A 15459-nucleotide genomic window follows, 5' to 3' on the forward strand; every position below is an offset into this window, starting at 1 on the left:
GTTAGTTTTGAACTCTAACTTTTGGGGTGCACCACCAATCCTCCTTTGCTCTCTTTTATTTTATTTCTTCTTGTATGCTGTTCTAATCCACCATTCTGTCGCTTCCGAAAAAGTTTCGGAACATCTGGACGGTTGTCTCACGATTCATTGCAGAAATGGAAGTCGTCAATGGGATCCCTTTCGGACAGGATTCCACACAGTTTTGCGCCATGCCGCATTGTTGGATTCCCCCTTCCCCCATCAACAAATTCAAGCGTTCATCTTTATTCATGGCGCCTGTCGGATGCGCATTCATCAAACGCACAATGGAAATCGGAGCCGCTCCGATGAAAGAGCTTTTATCATTGACGTTCGGACATACTTCCAGGCAAACCCCGCAAGTCATGCATTTGGATAATTCATAAGCCCATTGGCGTTTACGCTCGGGCATGCGCGGACCTTCCCCAAGATCATGAGTACCGTCAATCGGAATCCAGGCTTTCAGGTTTTTCAATGTATCGAACATTCTGCTGCGATCTACAATCAAATCACGGACAACCGGGAACGTTTTCATCGGCTGCAGCCGGATGGGTTGTTCCAGCTGATCGACCAACGCTGTACAGGATTGGCGTGCTTTGCCATTGATGACCATGGAGCAGGCTCCGCACACTTCCTCCAGGCAGTTCATATCCCATGTGACGGGCGTCGTTTTTTTCCCTTCCATATTGACCGGGTTGCGGCGGATTTCCATCAAAGCAGAAATGACATTCATGTTCATGCGATACGGCAATTCGAACTTCTCCCAATAGGGCTTTTCATCAGTTTTATCTCTTCGTTCAATTTCAAAAATGACCGTCTTTGCTGCTTCCCCCACGATAAATCAGCTCCTTTCATTATCAATATATTGAACAATCCTCTGTATGAGCATGAATTCTTTGATAAATATTTTCCGATTTAATTTCATGCTATCATTTATTTTCAGATTATTCAAAACTATTTGCGATTAACTGCTTTAACCGATCGCTATACTGATAGCGAACAGTAAGCCGAATACCCAGTGATGCCAAGCAGCCAATTTCATGGCTTGTTTCTCATCACACCGCGGTGCGTCTCCCCGCAGTTTCCAACGCAACCGCAGAGCAATCGGCAATGCCAGAATAGCGATAACCGCTATCCATCCTACAATTCCCATAACTAGTACGCCAGCTGTCCAAATGTATGGCAAAGCCAGCAGCAGCCCGAGAATCTGCATCGCTTTCGGGCGGCCGAGCGCAATAGGAACTGTACAGCGGAACCCTTTATCTTTTTCCATGTCCCTGATATTATTCACCAAAATCATGGAAGCGATAAGCGCGGCATATGGAACAGCAATCGCCACTACTTGCCAACTGAAGTTCCCACCTTCCACAACGAATGATAAACTCGTCACCACAAAACCAAGGAAAATCGCTGCCACCATTTCACCGGCACCAATTGAAGCCAGGGAAGGCTTCCCTGCTGAATAATAGATTCCGGCGACAATGCTGACGGCTCCAATGAGCAATATCCAGTAACTGCTCCGTGAAGCAAGCCAGGTTCCCAATCCTCCCGCAACTACAAGCAGCCCAGCTGCTGCTATTGGCAATTGGGAAAAAAGCGGCTGCCTGGAAAAGCCGGTGCGCTCTGTTCTTACCCACTTTTCAGCATCCTGCCCATGAAGAAAGTCGAAATAATCATTGAAAATATTGACCGCCATCTGTACAAGCAGGGCAGCAGCCAAAAATACGAAGAAAACCAGGATATCGACCGATCCCTTTTGTGCAGCAAATGCAGCTCCCGCCACTGCCGGACTGATGGAGCCCGATAATGTCAATGGCCGGATGAGTGTGAGCCAGGAATAGCGGTAAGTATAACCAGCAAATTCAGCTGAGATATTCATGTGATCAACTCCCTATTTCCAAAATGCATTTCCATCTTAATCTGCTAAAATGACAGCATAATAGCGACTAACCCGAGAAACCCCAGCACTTCGACTCCTGACACGATCGCCACGCTTCTCATGGCATTTTTCAAAAGCCGTGGGTATCCGTTCTCCGCCATTCTCCACAAGGTTTGGTGCGTCAAAACTTTCATCGAAAATCGATAACTGACGAAGACACCCCAGAGAAGAGTGAGCACTCCCACCGTAAACGCCATCAGCAAGTTATGGCCGTAGGCAGAATGAAACATACTGTCCAATTGCCGTACCGGCCCCAAAACAGTACCAAGCAGAACGCCGGTCACAATCACACCCGAACCGACTAAAGTAAACAAATGATGGACCCCTTGCATCAAGCTGATAAGAAATCTCTGACGGCTTATATAATCCAGCTTCTCCGCGGCTGGAAAAACGCCCCATCCGACAAACAAAATACCGCCCACCCAGGTGATCCCCAGCAGAATATGGACGCTTAAGACGATTTGATGAACAATCCAGAACATCCCTATCCCTTCCTTCTACAATTTTTTAATAAATATGCAACATCACTTGCAGCTTCACTTTCAGTATACGATTGTAAAAGAGTCCGTCCCTTGATGCATATCAATTCTCGGTCCATACAAAAAATTTTTCAGAGAAGATAACATGTATCCCACCCGATAAGTTGATTGGAACTGCTGATTGCATGCATGTTATTTCACTTTTATTGGAACTTGATGTATATCAAGGTTTCATGGGCTTTTTGCATGTAAACTGAGTACAAAGAAGAACAAACTATGCGAGGAGGAGTCAAGATGAATACTCAAAAACCGCTGACTTGCAGTTGCTTCAGTGAAGTGGACCGGATGATTGATGAAGGATTGGGAAATGGAAGCATTAATCCGAAATATACCGAAGTGCACTTGAAATTGAAGGAAAAGCAGGAAGGGTTAAAACTTTTGAATCTACAGGCTGAATCCGAAGAAGAAATGGATACGAACCCATTCTCTCTTCGCAGCTGAAGTGAAATCCTACTAAGAACATCTTCGGGGAAAGCCGAAAAAAGGAGAGGAACGTCCAATGGAAGATCTGGTATTCAGAACTCAAGTCCAATGGAGCGGTACCGGCAATGAAGGAGAAGGACAGCTGACAATCGGCGAAGAAGTGCTGCCCTGTTCAAGCCCTGAAAACATGGGAGGGAAAGGCGTTGGGGTGAGTCCGGAAGAGCTGCTGATCGGGTCTGTTTCAAGCTGCTACAGCGGAACATTGTTTACACTGCTGACAAAAATCGGCCTGCCAGTCGACCGGATTAACATTTCTGCTGAAGGCTTTGTCTCAGATTATCCGGTCAAAACGAAATTCAGCCAGCTGATTTTGCACCCGACGATTATCGGTGGTGATTCTTCCAAGCAAAGCGACTACGAAGAAGCAGCTGCAAAAGCGCGCATCTTCTGCTTCATTGGAAAAGCCATAGAAGGCAATGTGGATTATCGAGTCGGCACTGTGCATGTAAAAGAGCTGTTAGTGAGACAGGGAAAAATAGACGAACTGGTGGAGAAATTTTATCAAAAATTGATGGAACAACCTTACTTCAGCTCCATGTTCGCTGAGCGGAATGTCAGCGTCGAAACGTTAAAAGAACGCCAGAAGCAGTTCATTTCAAAATTGGCAAACGAAAACGCACCGGACAAAAACCACAGCGACATCGAACAAATGAAAAAAAGACACCCTTTCTCCACCACACCGGAAAGAGCAGAAATCTGGTTGAATTTGATGGAAGAAACAATGACAGAAATCCAATTGCCGCAGGCCACCATAGAATTGCTTGTCGGCAAGATGAACCGGTTGATGAAACCTTTACTGAATGAATCTTGAATAGAAATCCATCAAAAAAGCGCCGTTTCCTTTGCCGGAAAGCAGCGCTTATTTTCATAGGATATGATTGCTCTTTTCAATTTTCTTTTCCTTCTACGCCATCCAAAGCTTCTTTGGAGGTGTAATTTCCTTTTTCGATGACCGATAAAGTACCGTCTCCCTCCAGGACCACTGCCTCCACTTGTTCATAAGAGGCCATTCCTTCTTTCCGGACAGCCCCATTTAAATCATCCATCCCCAGACGGTTCCGTTTCATAATATTTTCATTGAATTTGCCGTCTACGTATAAGAACTGTGGAGTCGCCTTAATCAGTTTCGCAAAAACTGTGGAGTGGACTTCCAGCTTTGAGATGATGAACTGAAAGAAAATCAGGAGGAATAACAGCAAAGCGCCATCGGCAAAAGTAATGCTTCTTGTCAGTAAAATGCTCGCAAAAGCGGCTCCGAGGGCTACTGAAATGATAAAATCGAAAATGTTCACTTTTGCCAAAGAACGTTTGCCGGATATTCGCAGCAGGACAATAAGGAATGGGTATATAAGCAAAGTCATCAGAAAAATTCGGATGAGCTTGTTCCAGTTGTCGAAAATAACCAGATCAAACATGATATCGCTCCTTCCGACAGCATTTGCTGTATGGAATACCCGGAATAAATCCGTCATAAACGCTTGTTTCGATTAACCCACGGATGTCTTATACATATAAAAGCGGCTCTTTTCGCCGAAAGCGAAAAGGAGGCCGCATTTTGAAATGGGAAAATCACTTGAAATTACTGGATTTGATGAACCATACTGCCTGAGGTTAAAAAGATCAACTTTTGACACTCAACTCCTGTGCCACTTCAGAAATCGCCTCACGCAATTTTTCCAACAGTGTCTTTACCTCTTCTTCCTTGATCACCAAAGGAGGTGAAAAACAAATGATGTCCGTTCCTTCGTAGGCCACAGCCCTGCAGATGACTCCCCGCTGATGCAATGCTTCAATCACTTTTCCGGCAACTTTCAACTCCGGTGAAAACCGCTTGTTCGCGGATGGGTCTTCCATCAGTTCAACAGCGCCAAGAAGACCGACTCCTCGGACGTCCCCGATAATCTGAAGATCGGCTTTCAACTTCTTGAACCCTTCAAGAAGCAATTCGCCCATCTTCCGTGAATTTTCCACAAGCCCTTCTTTTTCGATGATCTCAATATTTTTCAGCGCTACAGCGGCAGCCGTGGGATGGCCACTGTATGTGAAACCGTGGAATAACGTGCCCATTGATTTTTCTTTCAATACACCATGGATCTGGTCGGATACAATAACGCCACCCAGCGGGAAATAACCGCTCGTCACGCCTTTGGCAAATGTCATCATATCCGGCTGTACGCCTGAGTGTTCCAGGCCGAACATGGTTCCGGTCCGCCCGAATCCAGTAATGACTTCGTCTGCGATAAATACGATGCCATAGTCATCGCATAGCTTACGGATTTCCTGGAAATAATCGCTCGGCGGCACCAGAACACCCCCTGCTCCCTGAATCGGTTCTGCGATAAATGCCGCAATCGTTTCGGGTCCTTCCGCTTCGATCACTTCACGGATCGACTTGATGGAACCCTGTGTCCCTTCCCAGTAAGGAGTGGCCGCATGGACAAAGCCGCTTTGCAGCTGGCCTGCCATATCCCAGAATTCCGGAATCCCGGTGGCGCTCGTGGCACCTGCGGCGACTCCGTGATAGCCCCGTTTCAAAGAGACAATTTTGTTGCGTTCCGGCTGTCCCTGGATTCTCCAGTAATGGCGCACCAGTTTAAAAGCTGAGTCATTGGACTCCGAACCGCCGGAAGTGAAAAAAATCGCATTCAAATTGGATGGTGCCAAATCCGCAATCTTTTTTGCCAATTGTATGGTAGGTTCATGGCTGAATGTGGAGAACGCAGAACTGAATGCCAGTTGATCCATCTGCTGTCTGGCTGCTTCCCCCAATTCTTTTCTGCCATGGCCGATGTTCACGTTCCATAAGGAAGACATGGCATCAATGTACTTTTTTCCATTTTTATCCGTTAAATAAATCCCTTCCCCTTTCTCAAAAATCACTTTTGCCCCTTTTTCCTGCTGATCTCTGATGGAAGATGTCGGGTGGATAAAATGTTTTTTATCCCATTCGATTAATTGATCCATGTGAACGCCTCCTGTTTTCTAATGTTATTCCCAGTCATTCAGGATGGAAATCAGCAACTTTCACCTCCTGTAATTTTGAACGAAGAAAGCATTATTGTTTATTCTGAATTTCCATATGATCTTGTCCACTATTAAGCGATGGAACATCCTGCTCTCTGGAATAAACCACTTTGCCTCCCAGATATGTTTTTTCAATTTGGATATCCACCAGTTGCTCAATATCGATTTCAAACGGATCTTCAGCCATAACTATAAGATCCGCTTTTGCAGACGGCCGGATAGAACCAAGTGATTGTTCTTCGAGTGAGCTGAATGCTGCGTCAACGGTATATGCTTTTATGGCGTCATATAAAGAAACATTTTGTTTTGTGTCCAATGTTTGGTCGGAAATGGTTTTGCGCGTCACTGCCGCATAAATTCCTGTCCATGGATTTCCGCCAGTCACCGGCAAGTCCGAATTTCCCGGAGCCACTATGCCATGGTCTTTGAAGGATTTATGAGGATAAACTCTTTCCACCCGTTCTGGACCAAGATTCGCGAGGTAACTGTCACCGATATGATACAGAAACCCGATCGAAGATCCTGCTACTAACTCTAATTTTTTCATCCTTTGCAGATGCTCGGTTGTCGGAAGAGCACAGTGCTCAATTCGATTTCTCATTGAAGTAATATCCTTTTTTTTATTTGCCTTTTCAAATGATTGGATTGCCACTTCAATGGCTCTTTCTCCAATGCCATGAATAGCTACACGAAGATCTGCCAATAAGGCCTTTTCCATTAACGGGGCAATCTCTTCAACGTCATAATAGAGGATTCCCCGCGATTGGCTTCCCTCGAAAGGTTCAGAAAGAGCTGCCGTGCGGCCACCTATACCTCCGTCAAGCATAAATTTCATGCCTTGGATTTTGATCATATCGTTTCCAAACCCACTTTTTATCCCCAACGAAAGAACTTCATCCAAAAGGCCTGACCATTCATTCTGACTGACTGCCCAGTACCAGGGCCTTACTCTGACATTCAATTCATTATTGCTGAGAAGTTCCTGATATACTTCCATATCCGATTTCTGTGTCGACATATCGTGGACAGTCGTAATTCCCCACTTGGCAAAATCATTTTGAGCAAGTTGCATCCCTTTCAGGATATCATTGAATGTTAGTTCAGGAAGTGCTACCAGGCCCTGCGCTTTTTCCTGGAGCAACCCTGTGATTTCCCCTGTTTGGGAATCTTTTTCAATATGGCCGCCACTGGGGTCTTGAGTTTCTTCTGTGATTCCACTCAGTTCCAAAGCTTTTGAGTTGACTACAGCCATGTGAGTGCAGGTCCTAGTCAAAACAACAGGGTGGTTCGGTGCGACTTTGTCCAAGTCCCATCGTGTAGGATTTCTTTTCTCCGCTAATTTACTGTCATCCCATCCCCAACCTTTGATCCATTCACTGTCTGGAGTATCCTTCGCCGCTTCTTCCACTTTTTTCAGAATTTCGTCAATTGAAGGGGTATTTTCAGTACGACAATCAATTTGCAATAAATTCAAACCATACATTGTGGGATGAATATGACTTTCTATAAAACCAGGCATCACCGTTTGCCCTTTCAAATCAATAACTTCTGTTGAGCTTCCTTTCAATTCCAATGCATCTTTTGTCTTTCCTACAAATACAATCGTGTCATTTTTAACTGCAATTGAGGTGGCTCTCGGCTTTTCCTCATCCATCGTAATTATATTTCCATTGATCAATAGTAAATCTGCCAAATTATTGCCCATAAGTAATTGTCCTCTCTTTTCATATGAATTGCTTGCCGCGGACCGGCGAGTGGAAACAAATCGTCCTGACCAACTTTTTCACCCCCCCGTTTGTCAAGTGCTCTCGGTTAAGGATAGATGTATGTATCTGATTGCTGTCTTTTTAGCGACTGAGCACTTTCTGTCCAATTAAAGAATCACTCCCGAAAAACTACCTTTCAACACTTCTTTCCCATGTTGGTTGTGGCACAGAAAAGCTGCTGTAATGCGTGTTCTTTTCTTCTGTTTTTCGAATTGCTCAATGACAGCTTCGCATTTAATCGTATCTCCTGTAAAGACAGGCCTAAAAAATTCGAAATCCATATGGCGTGCGAGTACGCTGTAATCACCTCCGATTTTTGTCGGCAGTGTAGCGGTTAACAACCCTTGCACGACGAGCCTTCCCTGTTCGTCCGGGACCAGATGATGAATCCCTTCGTCGCCTGACACTTTCGTGAACAACTCAACATCTTTTGTAGTAAAGGTCCGTTCAAAACTAATCTTATCGCCTACCAGCAATGACAATTCTATTCCTCCGATCTGTTTGATGTCACTTAAAACATACGCGTTATCCCGTAAATTTCTTATTTAGCTGTTGCTTCAAACCCAGTATTTGTTCACTCTTCATGAAAAACATCAGGATGAACAGCACAAAAAAAGAAAGCAAAGGATGCCCCTGATAAAGGCCTCTTTGCTTTCACTTCTCTTTCCTTAAGTTATAATCCTCTTTCAACAGTGAAAAACTTTTCTTTTGAAATCGGATTAGGCAATCCAATCTTCTTTCGGAATATCGTGCGCTTCTTTCTTCATATAATAACGGCCTTTCGTTGCGATTCCCAGCACAACGGTCAGAATGGCTGCCATGAGTGCTGCAAAGAACGCTGCCGTACTTTGAAGGAAAGTGCCCATATAACCGAGTGCAGCAATCGTCCCAATCACAGTTGGTACGATCAGCGAAACAACGCCGACCGGATTCCATTTGTAAAGATTCTCTTGTCTTGATTCGTAATACCGGGGACCGATTTTCAGCCATTTCTTAATAACCAAAGCATCTGTCACCAGGACCGCTGCCCAGCTCATTAAGGCCACGCCCTGGAATGTCATCGCCGTACCCAGATGATCAACAATGCCGCCAAGCATCAGAATCATGGCTGTGACTCCCCCGACGACTACCCAAAAACGGCGGCCCGGCGTAAAGCCGAACATGTTTTCAAAAAAGCTCGACAGGGACAGCGAGCTGCTGTAGATATTGGTGATATTGATGCGGATCTGTGTCAGCATCGTAAACAAGACACCGCCCAGCCCCAACAGGATGACGATATAAACGCCCGGATTCGATTCGCCGAGTGTCACGCCAAACCAGATGCCAAGGCCGCCCATGACGCCAAAACAGAAAATCTGCGGAATAAACCCGATGGCGATGGAACCGATTTTCAGGTCTTTCGGTTTCAGGAAACGCGCATAATCCGAAGCGATCAATGCGGTCAATCCCATGATGCCGTGCTGCATACCGATACACAATAACAATGCGGTGCCACCGATCTGCACACCTTCCGGCATATATGTCCAAAAACTTCCTTCATATAATGACGGCCGGTTAAACGCGAGATAAATCGCTGCAATCAGGAACAAGCCGAAAATCGGCAATGACCATTTCTGCAGTTTATCCAATTGCTTGATGCCAAACCAGTTCAATGGAATGACCACGGTGCCAAAAACAACAATTAAAAGCCACAAGGGGATGGCGGGGAAATAAGCGTGCACGGCAGCGACAAGAATCATGCCTTCAAACGCACAGTACATGATAAAATTCGATGCGTAGATTAAAGAGGTGAGTGAGGCTCCGATGTAACCGAATCCACCGCGGGACAATAAGTTGACGTTCATGCCGGATTTAGCCGATAAGTAAACGATGATGCTTCCAAGTATTCCTGCAACGATAATCGCGTATCCTGCTGAAATGATGGCGTTGGCGGCTCCGAACTGCAGGGCCATGACACTCCCCATCTGGAAATAGAATATGGCGGTTGCAATGCCGAATGTAATATTGGTGATGCTCAGCCAGCCCATTTTCCGTTCTTCTCTTGGGACTCGATCAAACGAATAATCAGCCGTGGCTTCTTCTTTTTGAGGTATAACTTTTTCTCTTTCTCTTTGGGATCGGTCTTTTTTGTGTAACTCTTGATCTGCAGTGATATCAGATCTCATTCAATCATATCCTTTCTTTTTTCATTTCTGCTTTTTTGTTTTTGGAATTTCGTGCTGGTAGGACTGCTCGTCTTATGGGGAGGAAGACGGTTTGCAAGTTGCGGGGCATCAGCATTTTCTCGATTCGCATCAAACAAAAAAAAGCAGTGAATTCTCCCTGTCCCTAGAATGGCTGGACCAGGCAAAATCACTTCTTTTCTATTTTAGCATAATTATATGAAAATAACGGCTTTTGTCTTCAACTCGTTAAAAAGTCCTACAACTCATAACACCAAGGAAGAATCTTTTCTTTTTTATGAATTTGTAGATGAGGAACAAGACAATCAGTCATTTTTCGTTTACTTTCTAAAATCATTTTTGTATATCGATATAACTTTTCCATATAATAACAAGCCACCTCTTTCAAACACAATGAAAAAGGAGGCTTGCTGAAGGTGATTGTTTTCTGACTGGTCTTATCACTGAAAAAGATTCGGCTTATTTATTGTCTCTTTCTTTTACCGGAATCCAAATTTCGCTGGATACGTTCTGCATATTTGTGAAGTCGCCGTTGAAGGAAATTTCAGGGCCGTCCACCAACTCGTAATTGGATGATGGCAGCCATTCCGAAAAGATTTTCGCCCACATATTTTGAAGTGTCTGCGGAAATGGCCCCTCTGCACTGAAAATTGCCCAACTTCCCTGTGGCACTTCCACTACGTCAAAATCTTCAAAATCCTGTTGCAATGTGGTGATGGAGCCGATGAGATGATCCAGCTCCCCCTTTTCTTCATAGCGTCCTTCGTCAAAGTTGAACGACGCATTAACGACGGTTTTCACTTCCGTATTGCGCCAGCTTTGCAACTTTTGGCGCTGTTCGGCTGTTAGTTGCTGCACCATCTTCATGATTTCCGGATTTTGGCCTTCAAACACCATCGGTACACGTTTTTTGATACCCACCAGTTTGAATGCTTCTTTTTCTTCCACTCGGTAGTTCATATCCATTCCTCCTTGAATCGTTAATTGGAAAGTCAGACGTGGAAACACTTTTAAAGCATCACTGCCTTTCACTTCTGTAGGTTTCAAGCCGGACCATTCACGGAACGCACGGCTGAAGCCGTCCGCTGAGTCATAGCCGTACTTCACCGCCACATCGACTACCCGCTCTCCGCCCCGCTGTAAGTCGATTGCCGCCTGAGACAATCGGCGGTTGCGGATGTAATGACTCAGCCCCATACCCGACAGGTACGAAAACATTTTACGGAGATGAAATTCTGACACACCGGCGATGGCAGCCACTTGTTCGAAATCAATGTCTTCCTCCAAGTGCTCCTCTATATAACGCAATGCTTCATTCATATCTTTCAGCATGTCCATGTTCTGACCTCCTTTCACTTTTCATTTTATAAAGAATGGCGAACCGGCATCCGATAAGTTCTGTACAGAATTTATCGGATTTCTATCTTTGGCAGACTTCGTACCATCATCATTGTTTTTTTATCAAAGAAACCCGCTTCCGACAGTTTAAGCTGTCGAAAGCAGGTTGGTGTCGTTTCATTTAACCAGTTGCATTAAGCGAACCGTTCCATCCATTTCTTGAAGTTCGAAACGACGGAATCCAAAAATGCGACGGTGCCTTCGTCTGTGATGTTGCCAGCTTCGTCCATCTTTGTATGGACCGCCCCAATGTAAACTTCGTTGCCGATCAGTACGGGTGACTGAAGTCCCGGTGCAAACAAAATATCCCGCAAATGCATTTGTGCTTTTACCGTGCCCAGGTTGCCCATGGACGCACCCATAATCCACGATGGTTTGCCGATCATCACTTTATCCACACGCGATAACCAGTCGATGGCATTGCCCAATACGCCTGGAATGGTACCATTGTATTCCGGTGTCACCCAAAGGACAGCATCTGCTTCTTTTACAGTCGTTTTAAAATCCGTGATTTCCTGCGGCTCGTTGTTCTCAATATCCTGATTGTATAATGGCAGAATGCTTAAATCCATAATATCAATTTCCAACTGGTCTCCGTAACGCTTTTGCACAAAATCCGCCAGCTTTCTGTTAAAAGAGTCTTTGCGGACACTGCCTACGATTGCAACAACTTTCATTTCTTCTTCCTCCTCGTAATTTCTTTTTTAAAAATCAAATGAAGGCTTCGGCCAACAGTTCATAAGAATGGAGACGCGTACTTTTTCCGTCAGCATATTCAAAATCATGATTTTATCCACTTGCTCGTTTTTTCCAGCTGCACGAAATCGGTATATCCTGCCATGTTTGCATTACAGGCTCTCCGTCAGAAATGGTCGCCAAATCCAAGATGGAGAGCTTCGTCCTGAATTTCTTATGTACACTATCCAATCAAATTCCTTTTTTTTATGTCCTATAAATTGGCTTGAAACGGAGTAGAACACAATTCCATAGTACCTTATGTGACGAAAAAATACACAGTGGCTGCTTTTATTTGGTCCTTTATTGCAAACTATTTACGCCAATCCAGGGGGCTACATTGCGAGGCAAAACAAATTTGTAGTTTAAGTGGCACGCAACAACAATTAAGTTCCCTGTGCCAATTTCTCCATCCTTCTAAAGCTGGGACGGAAAAACTGGTTTTATTCGTGCAACTGCGGTTTCCCAGCATTTCAAAATACCGGTTTCAACTCTAAGGATAGGTTCTGAAGGGCGCGCTGTACCCGAACAGCCACTGAGACTTCTGTATACCACTCCAGCTCATCAATATCCACTTGGCACGGTGATATCGATTAACAGGCGCTTGGAGCTGTGGGCGTGGACAGAAGCTGCTTCCTGTTACATCGCAGAAGATGATTATGATTCGGAACCCCGATATCGGGGAGCCCCTTCCCGGCGTTGGCTCACTTAGATTCTTTGGAACAAGTCATTTATTTTGATACGTTCTCTAAAACCCTGTTGCTTTCTATTCGAACCAGTTACTTCGTTCTCCCCTTATCTTTAGCAAAAAATTATGAAACACGCTCAACGAGAAAGTGCTTGATCGAAGCGATAGGTGAATTTTTAAGAGATGATTTCTCTGTTTCACGACTAACTGTCAAACCAGCAGCTCTGCCCCGGGCAGGCCATACTTCAGTCAACAGACGAGCGGGCTTCGCCTTCATTTCTGTCTTGCTGTCCTTTGGTTTTCAATTTCTTACACGAGCTTTCTCCAACTCTTTGCCGTTTCTTACTAATTCAAGAAAAGCAGAAAGTGCTTTTGTTTGAAAAGGAGATCCGGTAACGATGGAGAAGTTTCGGGCGTAAGGCAGTCCTGGTACATCGAGAATTTTCAGATGTCCATAGTCCAGCTCTTTCTGAATTGCCCAATCCGATAAAAGGCTGATGCCCACGCCGGCTTCCACCATGGATTTGATGGGCTGTGTACTGCTGAAATGCATAACGGCAGATGGATAAAAACCGAGCTGTTTAAAGACGTTTTCAGCCGCCTCTCTTGTGCCGGAACCGGTCTCTCTTAAAATCCATGTTTGCTCAGTAAGATGGTTGGTTGTAATCGGCTCTTTTAACTGAGTCAGCGGATGAGTTGCCGAAGCCACAATCACCATTCTGTCTTTTGCAAAAGCTTCGGACTGCAAATCACTCACTTCTTTAAAATGCCCTTCCACCACTCCCACATCCAATTGGTGGTTCGTGACCAGCTCGGCTATCTTTGCTGTATTGCCGATTGTGACGGCAGGGCTGATATCCGGATATTGCGCTTTTATCGCAGCGATAATTTTTGGCAGAATGTATTCACCAAATGTATAACTGGCTCCAATAGAAAGCGGCCCACTGGCCTGGTGAGTCAAGTCATCGATTAGACGGACCATCTTTCCATGGATTTCTTTCATTTCTTTCGCATGATGATAAACGATTTTCCCTGCTTTGTTTAAACGGACATATTTGTTTGTACGCTCCAGCAATTTAACCCCCATCGTATCTTCCAGTGACCGAATGTACTGGCTCACAGCGGGTTGAGTCATATGCAATTGTTCCGCAGCCTTTGAAAAGCTTTTCATCTCCACTACCTTCAGAAATACCTCTAAGTGCTGATTCATTTTCCTTTCCCCTTTCTGGGAGTGTTCCATCATATATATTTTTACTTATTATAAGTATGCTTAATATTTATTTTATTAATAATCAGCTGTTATTTATACTTACTATATATATTTCTGATTTTGCAGGTCCTTCAGGCCACTTACCACTTCCAGTCTGTTTGTCCATTTACCGAAATAACATCATGAGAAAGGAGCGGTCCATGTTGGATTCTTTCAAAGAAACACAAAACCGCAGAAACACCCGTTCAGTCAAATGGGATGCAATGGAGCAAGTCTACGATCTTCAAGATGCCTCGGATATCTTACCTATGTGGATAGCAGACATGGATTTTCCTGCACCCGAACCCGTTTTGAAAGCAATGAAAAACAGGTTGGAACATCCGGTTTTCGGTTATTCCTTTGTCTGTGATGACTGTAAAACAGCAGTCAGAGATTGGCAGCTCAAACGAAACAATTGGAACATCGAGAAGCAATGGCTTCACTTCCATCAGGGAATTATTCCTGCCATAGCTGCGATCATCGAGACTTTCACAGAAAAGCACGATAAAATACTGGTCACTCCCCCTGTCTACCCGCCTTTTTTCCTGCTTTCCCAAAATCAGGGACGAGAAGTTATTTACTCAGAGCTCATCGAAAGAGCCGGCGATTATGCAATGGATTTCGAGGATTTTGAGCAAAAATTGCAAGATGCTTCTGTTTTTATTCTTTGCAATCCTCACAATCCAGGCGGGCGTGTTTGGACAGAAAGCGAACTGAAGGAAATCATCAGGTTATGCAGCAAATATGATGTATTAATTATCTCGGACGAAATTCATGGAGATTTAATTTTTGAACCCAATCGGCACGTTCCGTTGGCCAAGATTGCCGGAGATGAAAAAGATCGCATAATTACATGCCTAGCTCCCACTAAAACGTTCAACCTGGCAGGGATTCAAATTGCCATGACTGTTACTTCCGATTACGAGAAGTGCGTAAAACTGGATCAGTATGCGCTGGCACATGGTACAGGTGCATTGAATTCTTTTGCCTCTGTTGCTTTGAAAGCCGCTTATGAAGAATGTGAGCCATGGCTTGAGCAATTACTGATTTTGCTGGACAACAACATGGAATTTGCCATTAAAGAATTGACAAGCAATGTACAAGGACTACGGATTACCAAACCTCAATCCACGTATCTGTTATGGATTGATTACCGCGAATTGGGATGGTCTGAACACGACGTGATGGAAAAACTTCTGGTTCATGGAAATGTTGCGTTGGAACCCGGCAGCAAATATGGAGAAGCAGGCATCGGCTTTTTAAGATTGAACGCAGCATGCCCTCAGAAGACGCTGGAAGAAGGAATAAAAAGAATCATCCAGGCGTTCAGCCTCTGTGTAAAAGAAAAAGAGTCTATCAGCCTGTAAGTATCCCGCAAAAAAATCCGTCACTCATTCCTTGAAAGAAAATATCATTCCGTCTGTAAAACCACCATAC

The 15459-nt window shown here is 44.6% G+C and carries 14 protein-coding genes; 3 read left to right on the top strand and 11 right to left on the bottom strand.

The annotated features are described in order from the left end of the window. Positions 1-82 precede the first annotated feature (82 nt). The 3 genes from sdhB to EEX84_RS02655 all read right to left on the bottom strand — a co-directional run bounded on the left by sdhB (position 83) and on the right by EEX84_RS02655 (position 2439). Entirely contained in the window at positions 83-853 is a 771-nt protein-coding gene (gene sdhB / locus EEX84_RS02645; protein WP_192892909.1) for a succinate dehydrogenase iron-sulfur subunit, read from the bottom strand. Positions 854-991: 138 nt separating this feature from the next. Next, positions 992-1897 (bottom strand): prenyltransferase, encoded by a 906-nt coding sequence (locus EEX84_RS02650; protein ID WP_123164048.1) that lies wholly within the window; start codon positions 1895-1897, stop codon positions 992-994. A gap of 44 nt (positions 1898-1941) precedes the next feature. Then, positions 1942-2439, bottom strand: a complete 498-nt coding sequence (locus EEX84_RS02655) for a hypothetical protein (protein WP_123164049.1) — start codon at positions 2437-2439, stop codon at positions 1942-1944. Positions 2440-2730: 291 nt separating this feature from the next. Between EEX84_RS02655 and EEX84_RS02660 the strand changes: the two genes are divergently transcribed. Beyond that, a complete protein-coding gene (locus EEX84_RS02660) occupies positions 2731-2937 on the top strand; it encodes a hypothetical protein (protein ID WP_123164050.1) in 207 nt (68 codons plus the stop codon). A gap of 58 nt (positions 2938-2995) precedes the next feature. Beyond that, the gene (locus tag EEX84_RS02665) at positions 2996-3790 is read left to right on the top strand and encodes an OsmC family protein (protein ID WP_123164051.1); all 795 of its coding nucleotides are present in this window, start codon (positions 2996-2998) and stop codon (positions 3788-3790) included. A gap of 76 nt (positions 3791-3866) precedes the next feature. Here the strand turns inward: EEX84_RS02665 and EEX84_RS02670 are convergent, their stop codons facing one another. The 8 genes from EEX84_RS02670 to EEX84_RS02710 all read right to left on the bottom strand — a co-directional run bounded on the left by EEX84_RS02670 (position 3867) and on the right by EEX84_RS02710 (position 13983). Continuing rightward, on the bottom strand, positions 3867-4394 hold the full coding sequence (locus EEX84_RS02670) for a DUF421 domain-containing protein (RefSeq protein ID WP_158599063.1): 528 nt from the start codon (positions 4392-4394) through the stop codon (positions 3867-3869). A 205-nt stretch (positions 4395-4599) separates the two neighbouring features. Then, positions 4600-5943: an aminotransferase family protein gene (locus EEX84_RS02675; protein WP_123164053.1), complete on the bottom strand. Its 1344-nt coding sequence runs from the start codon at positions 5941-5943 to the stop codon at positions 4600-4602. 91 nt (positions 5944-6034) lie between these two features. After that, positions 6035-7708 (bottom strand): amidohydrolase, encoded by a 1674-nt coding sequence (locus EEX84_RS02680; protein WP_123164054.1) that lies wholly within the window; start codon positions 7706-7708, stop codon positions 6035-6037. Between the two features lie 168 nt (positions 7709-7876). Beyond that, entirely contained in the window at positions 7877-8251 is a 375-nt protein-coding gene (locus EEX84_RS02685; protein ID WP_123164055.1) for a hotdog family protein, read from the bottom strand. Between the two features lie 237 nt (positions 8252-8488). Next, the gene (locus EEX84_RS02690; protein WP_123164056.1) at positions 8489-9934 is read right to left on the bottom strand and encodes a purine-cytosine permease family protein; all 1446 of its coding nucleotides are present in this window, start codon (positions 9932-9934) and stop codon (positions 8489-8491) included. Between the two features lie 477 nt (positions 9935-10411). Next, positions 10412-11290, bottom strand: coding sequence for an AraC family transcriptional regulator (locus EEX84_RS02700; RefSeq protein WP_123164058.1), 879 nt, complete (start codon positions 11288-11290; stop codon positions 10412-10414). A gap of 194 nt (positions 11291-11484) precedes the next feature. Beyond that, complete coding sequence (locus EEX84_RS02705; RefSeq protein WP_123164059.1) at positions 11485-12027, bottom strand: NADPH-dependent FMN reductase; 543 nt, start codon at positions 12025-12027, stop codon at positions 11485-11487. A gap of 1047 nt (positions 12028-13074) precedes the next feature. Next, a complete protein-coding gene (locus EEX84_RS02710; RefSeq protein WP_123164060.1) occupies positions 13075-13983 on the bottom strand; it encodes a LysR family transcriptional regulator in 909 nt (302 codons plus the stop codon). Between the two features lie 200 nt (positions 13984-14183). On the opposite strand from EEX84_RS02710, the gene EEX84_RS02715 reads away from it, so the two are divergent. Then, positions 14184-15389, top strand: coding sequence for a MalY/PatB family protein (locus EEX84_RS02715; protein WP_338048363.1), 1206 nt, complete (start codon positions 14184-14186; stop codon positions 15387-15389). Positions 15390-15459: the final 70 nt, after the last annotated feature.

It is taken from the genome of Planococcus salinus, from assembly GCF_003719725.1.
Classification (GTDB): domain Bacteria; phylum Bacillota; class Bacilli; order Bacillales_A; family Planococcaceae; genus Planococcus; species Planococcus salinus.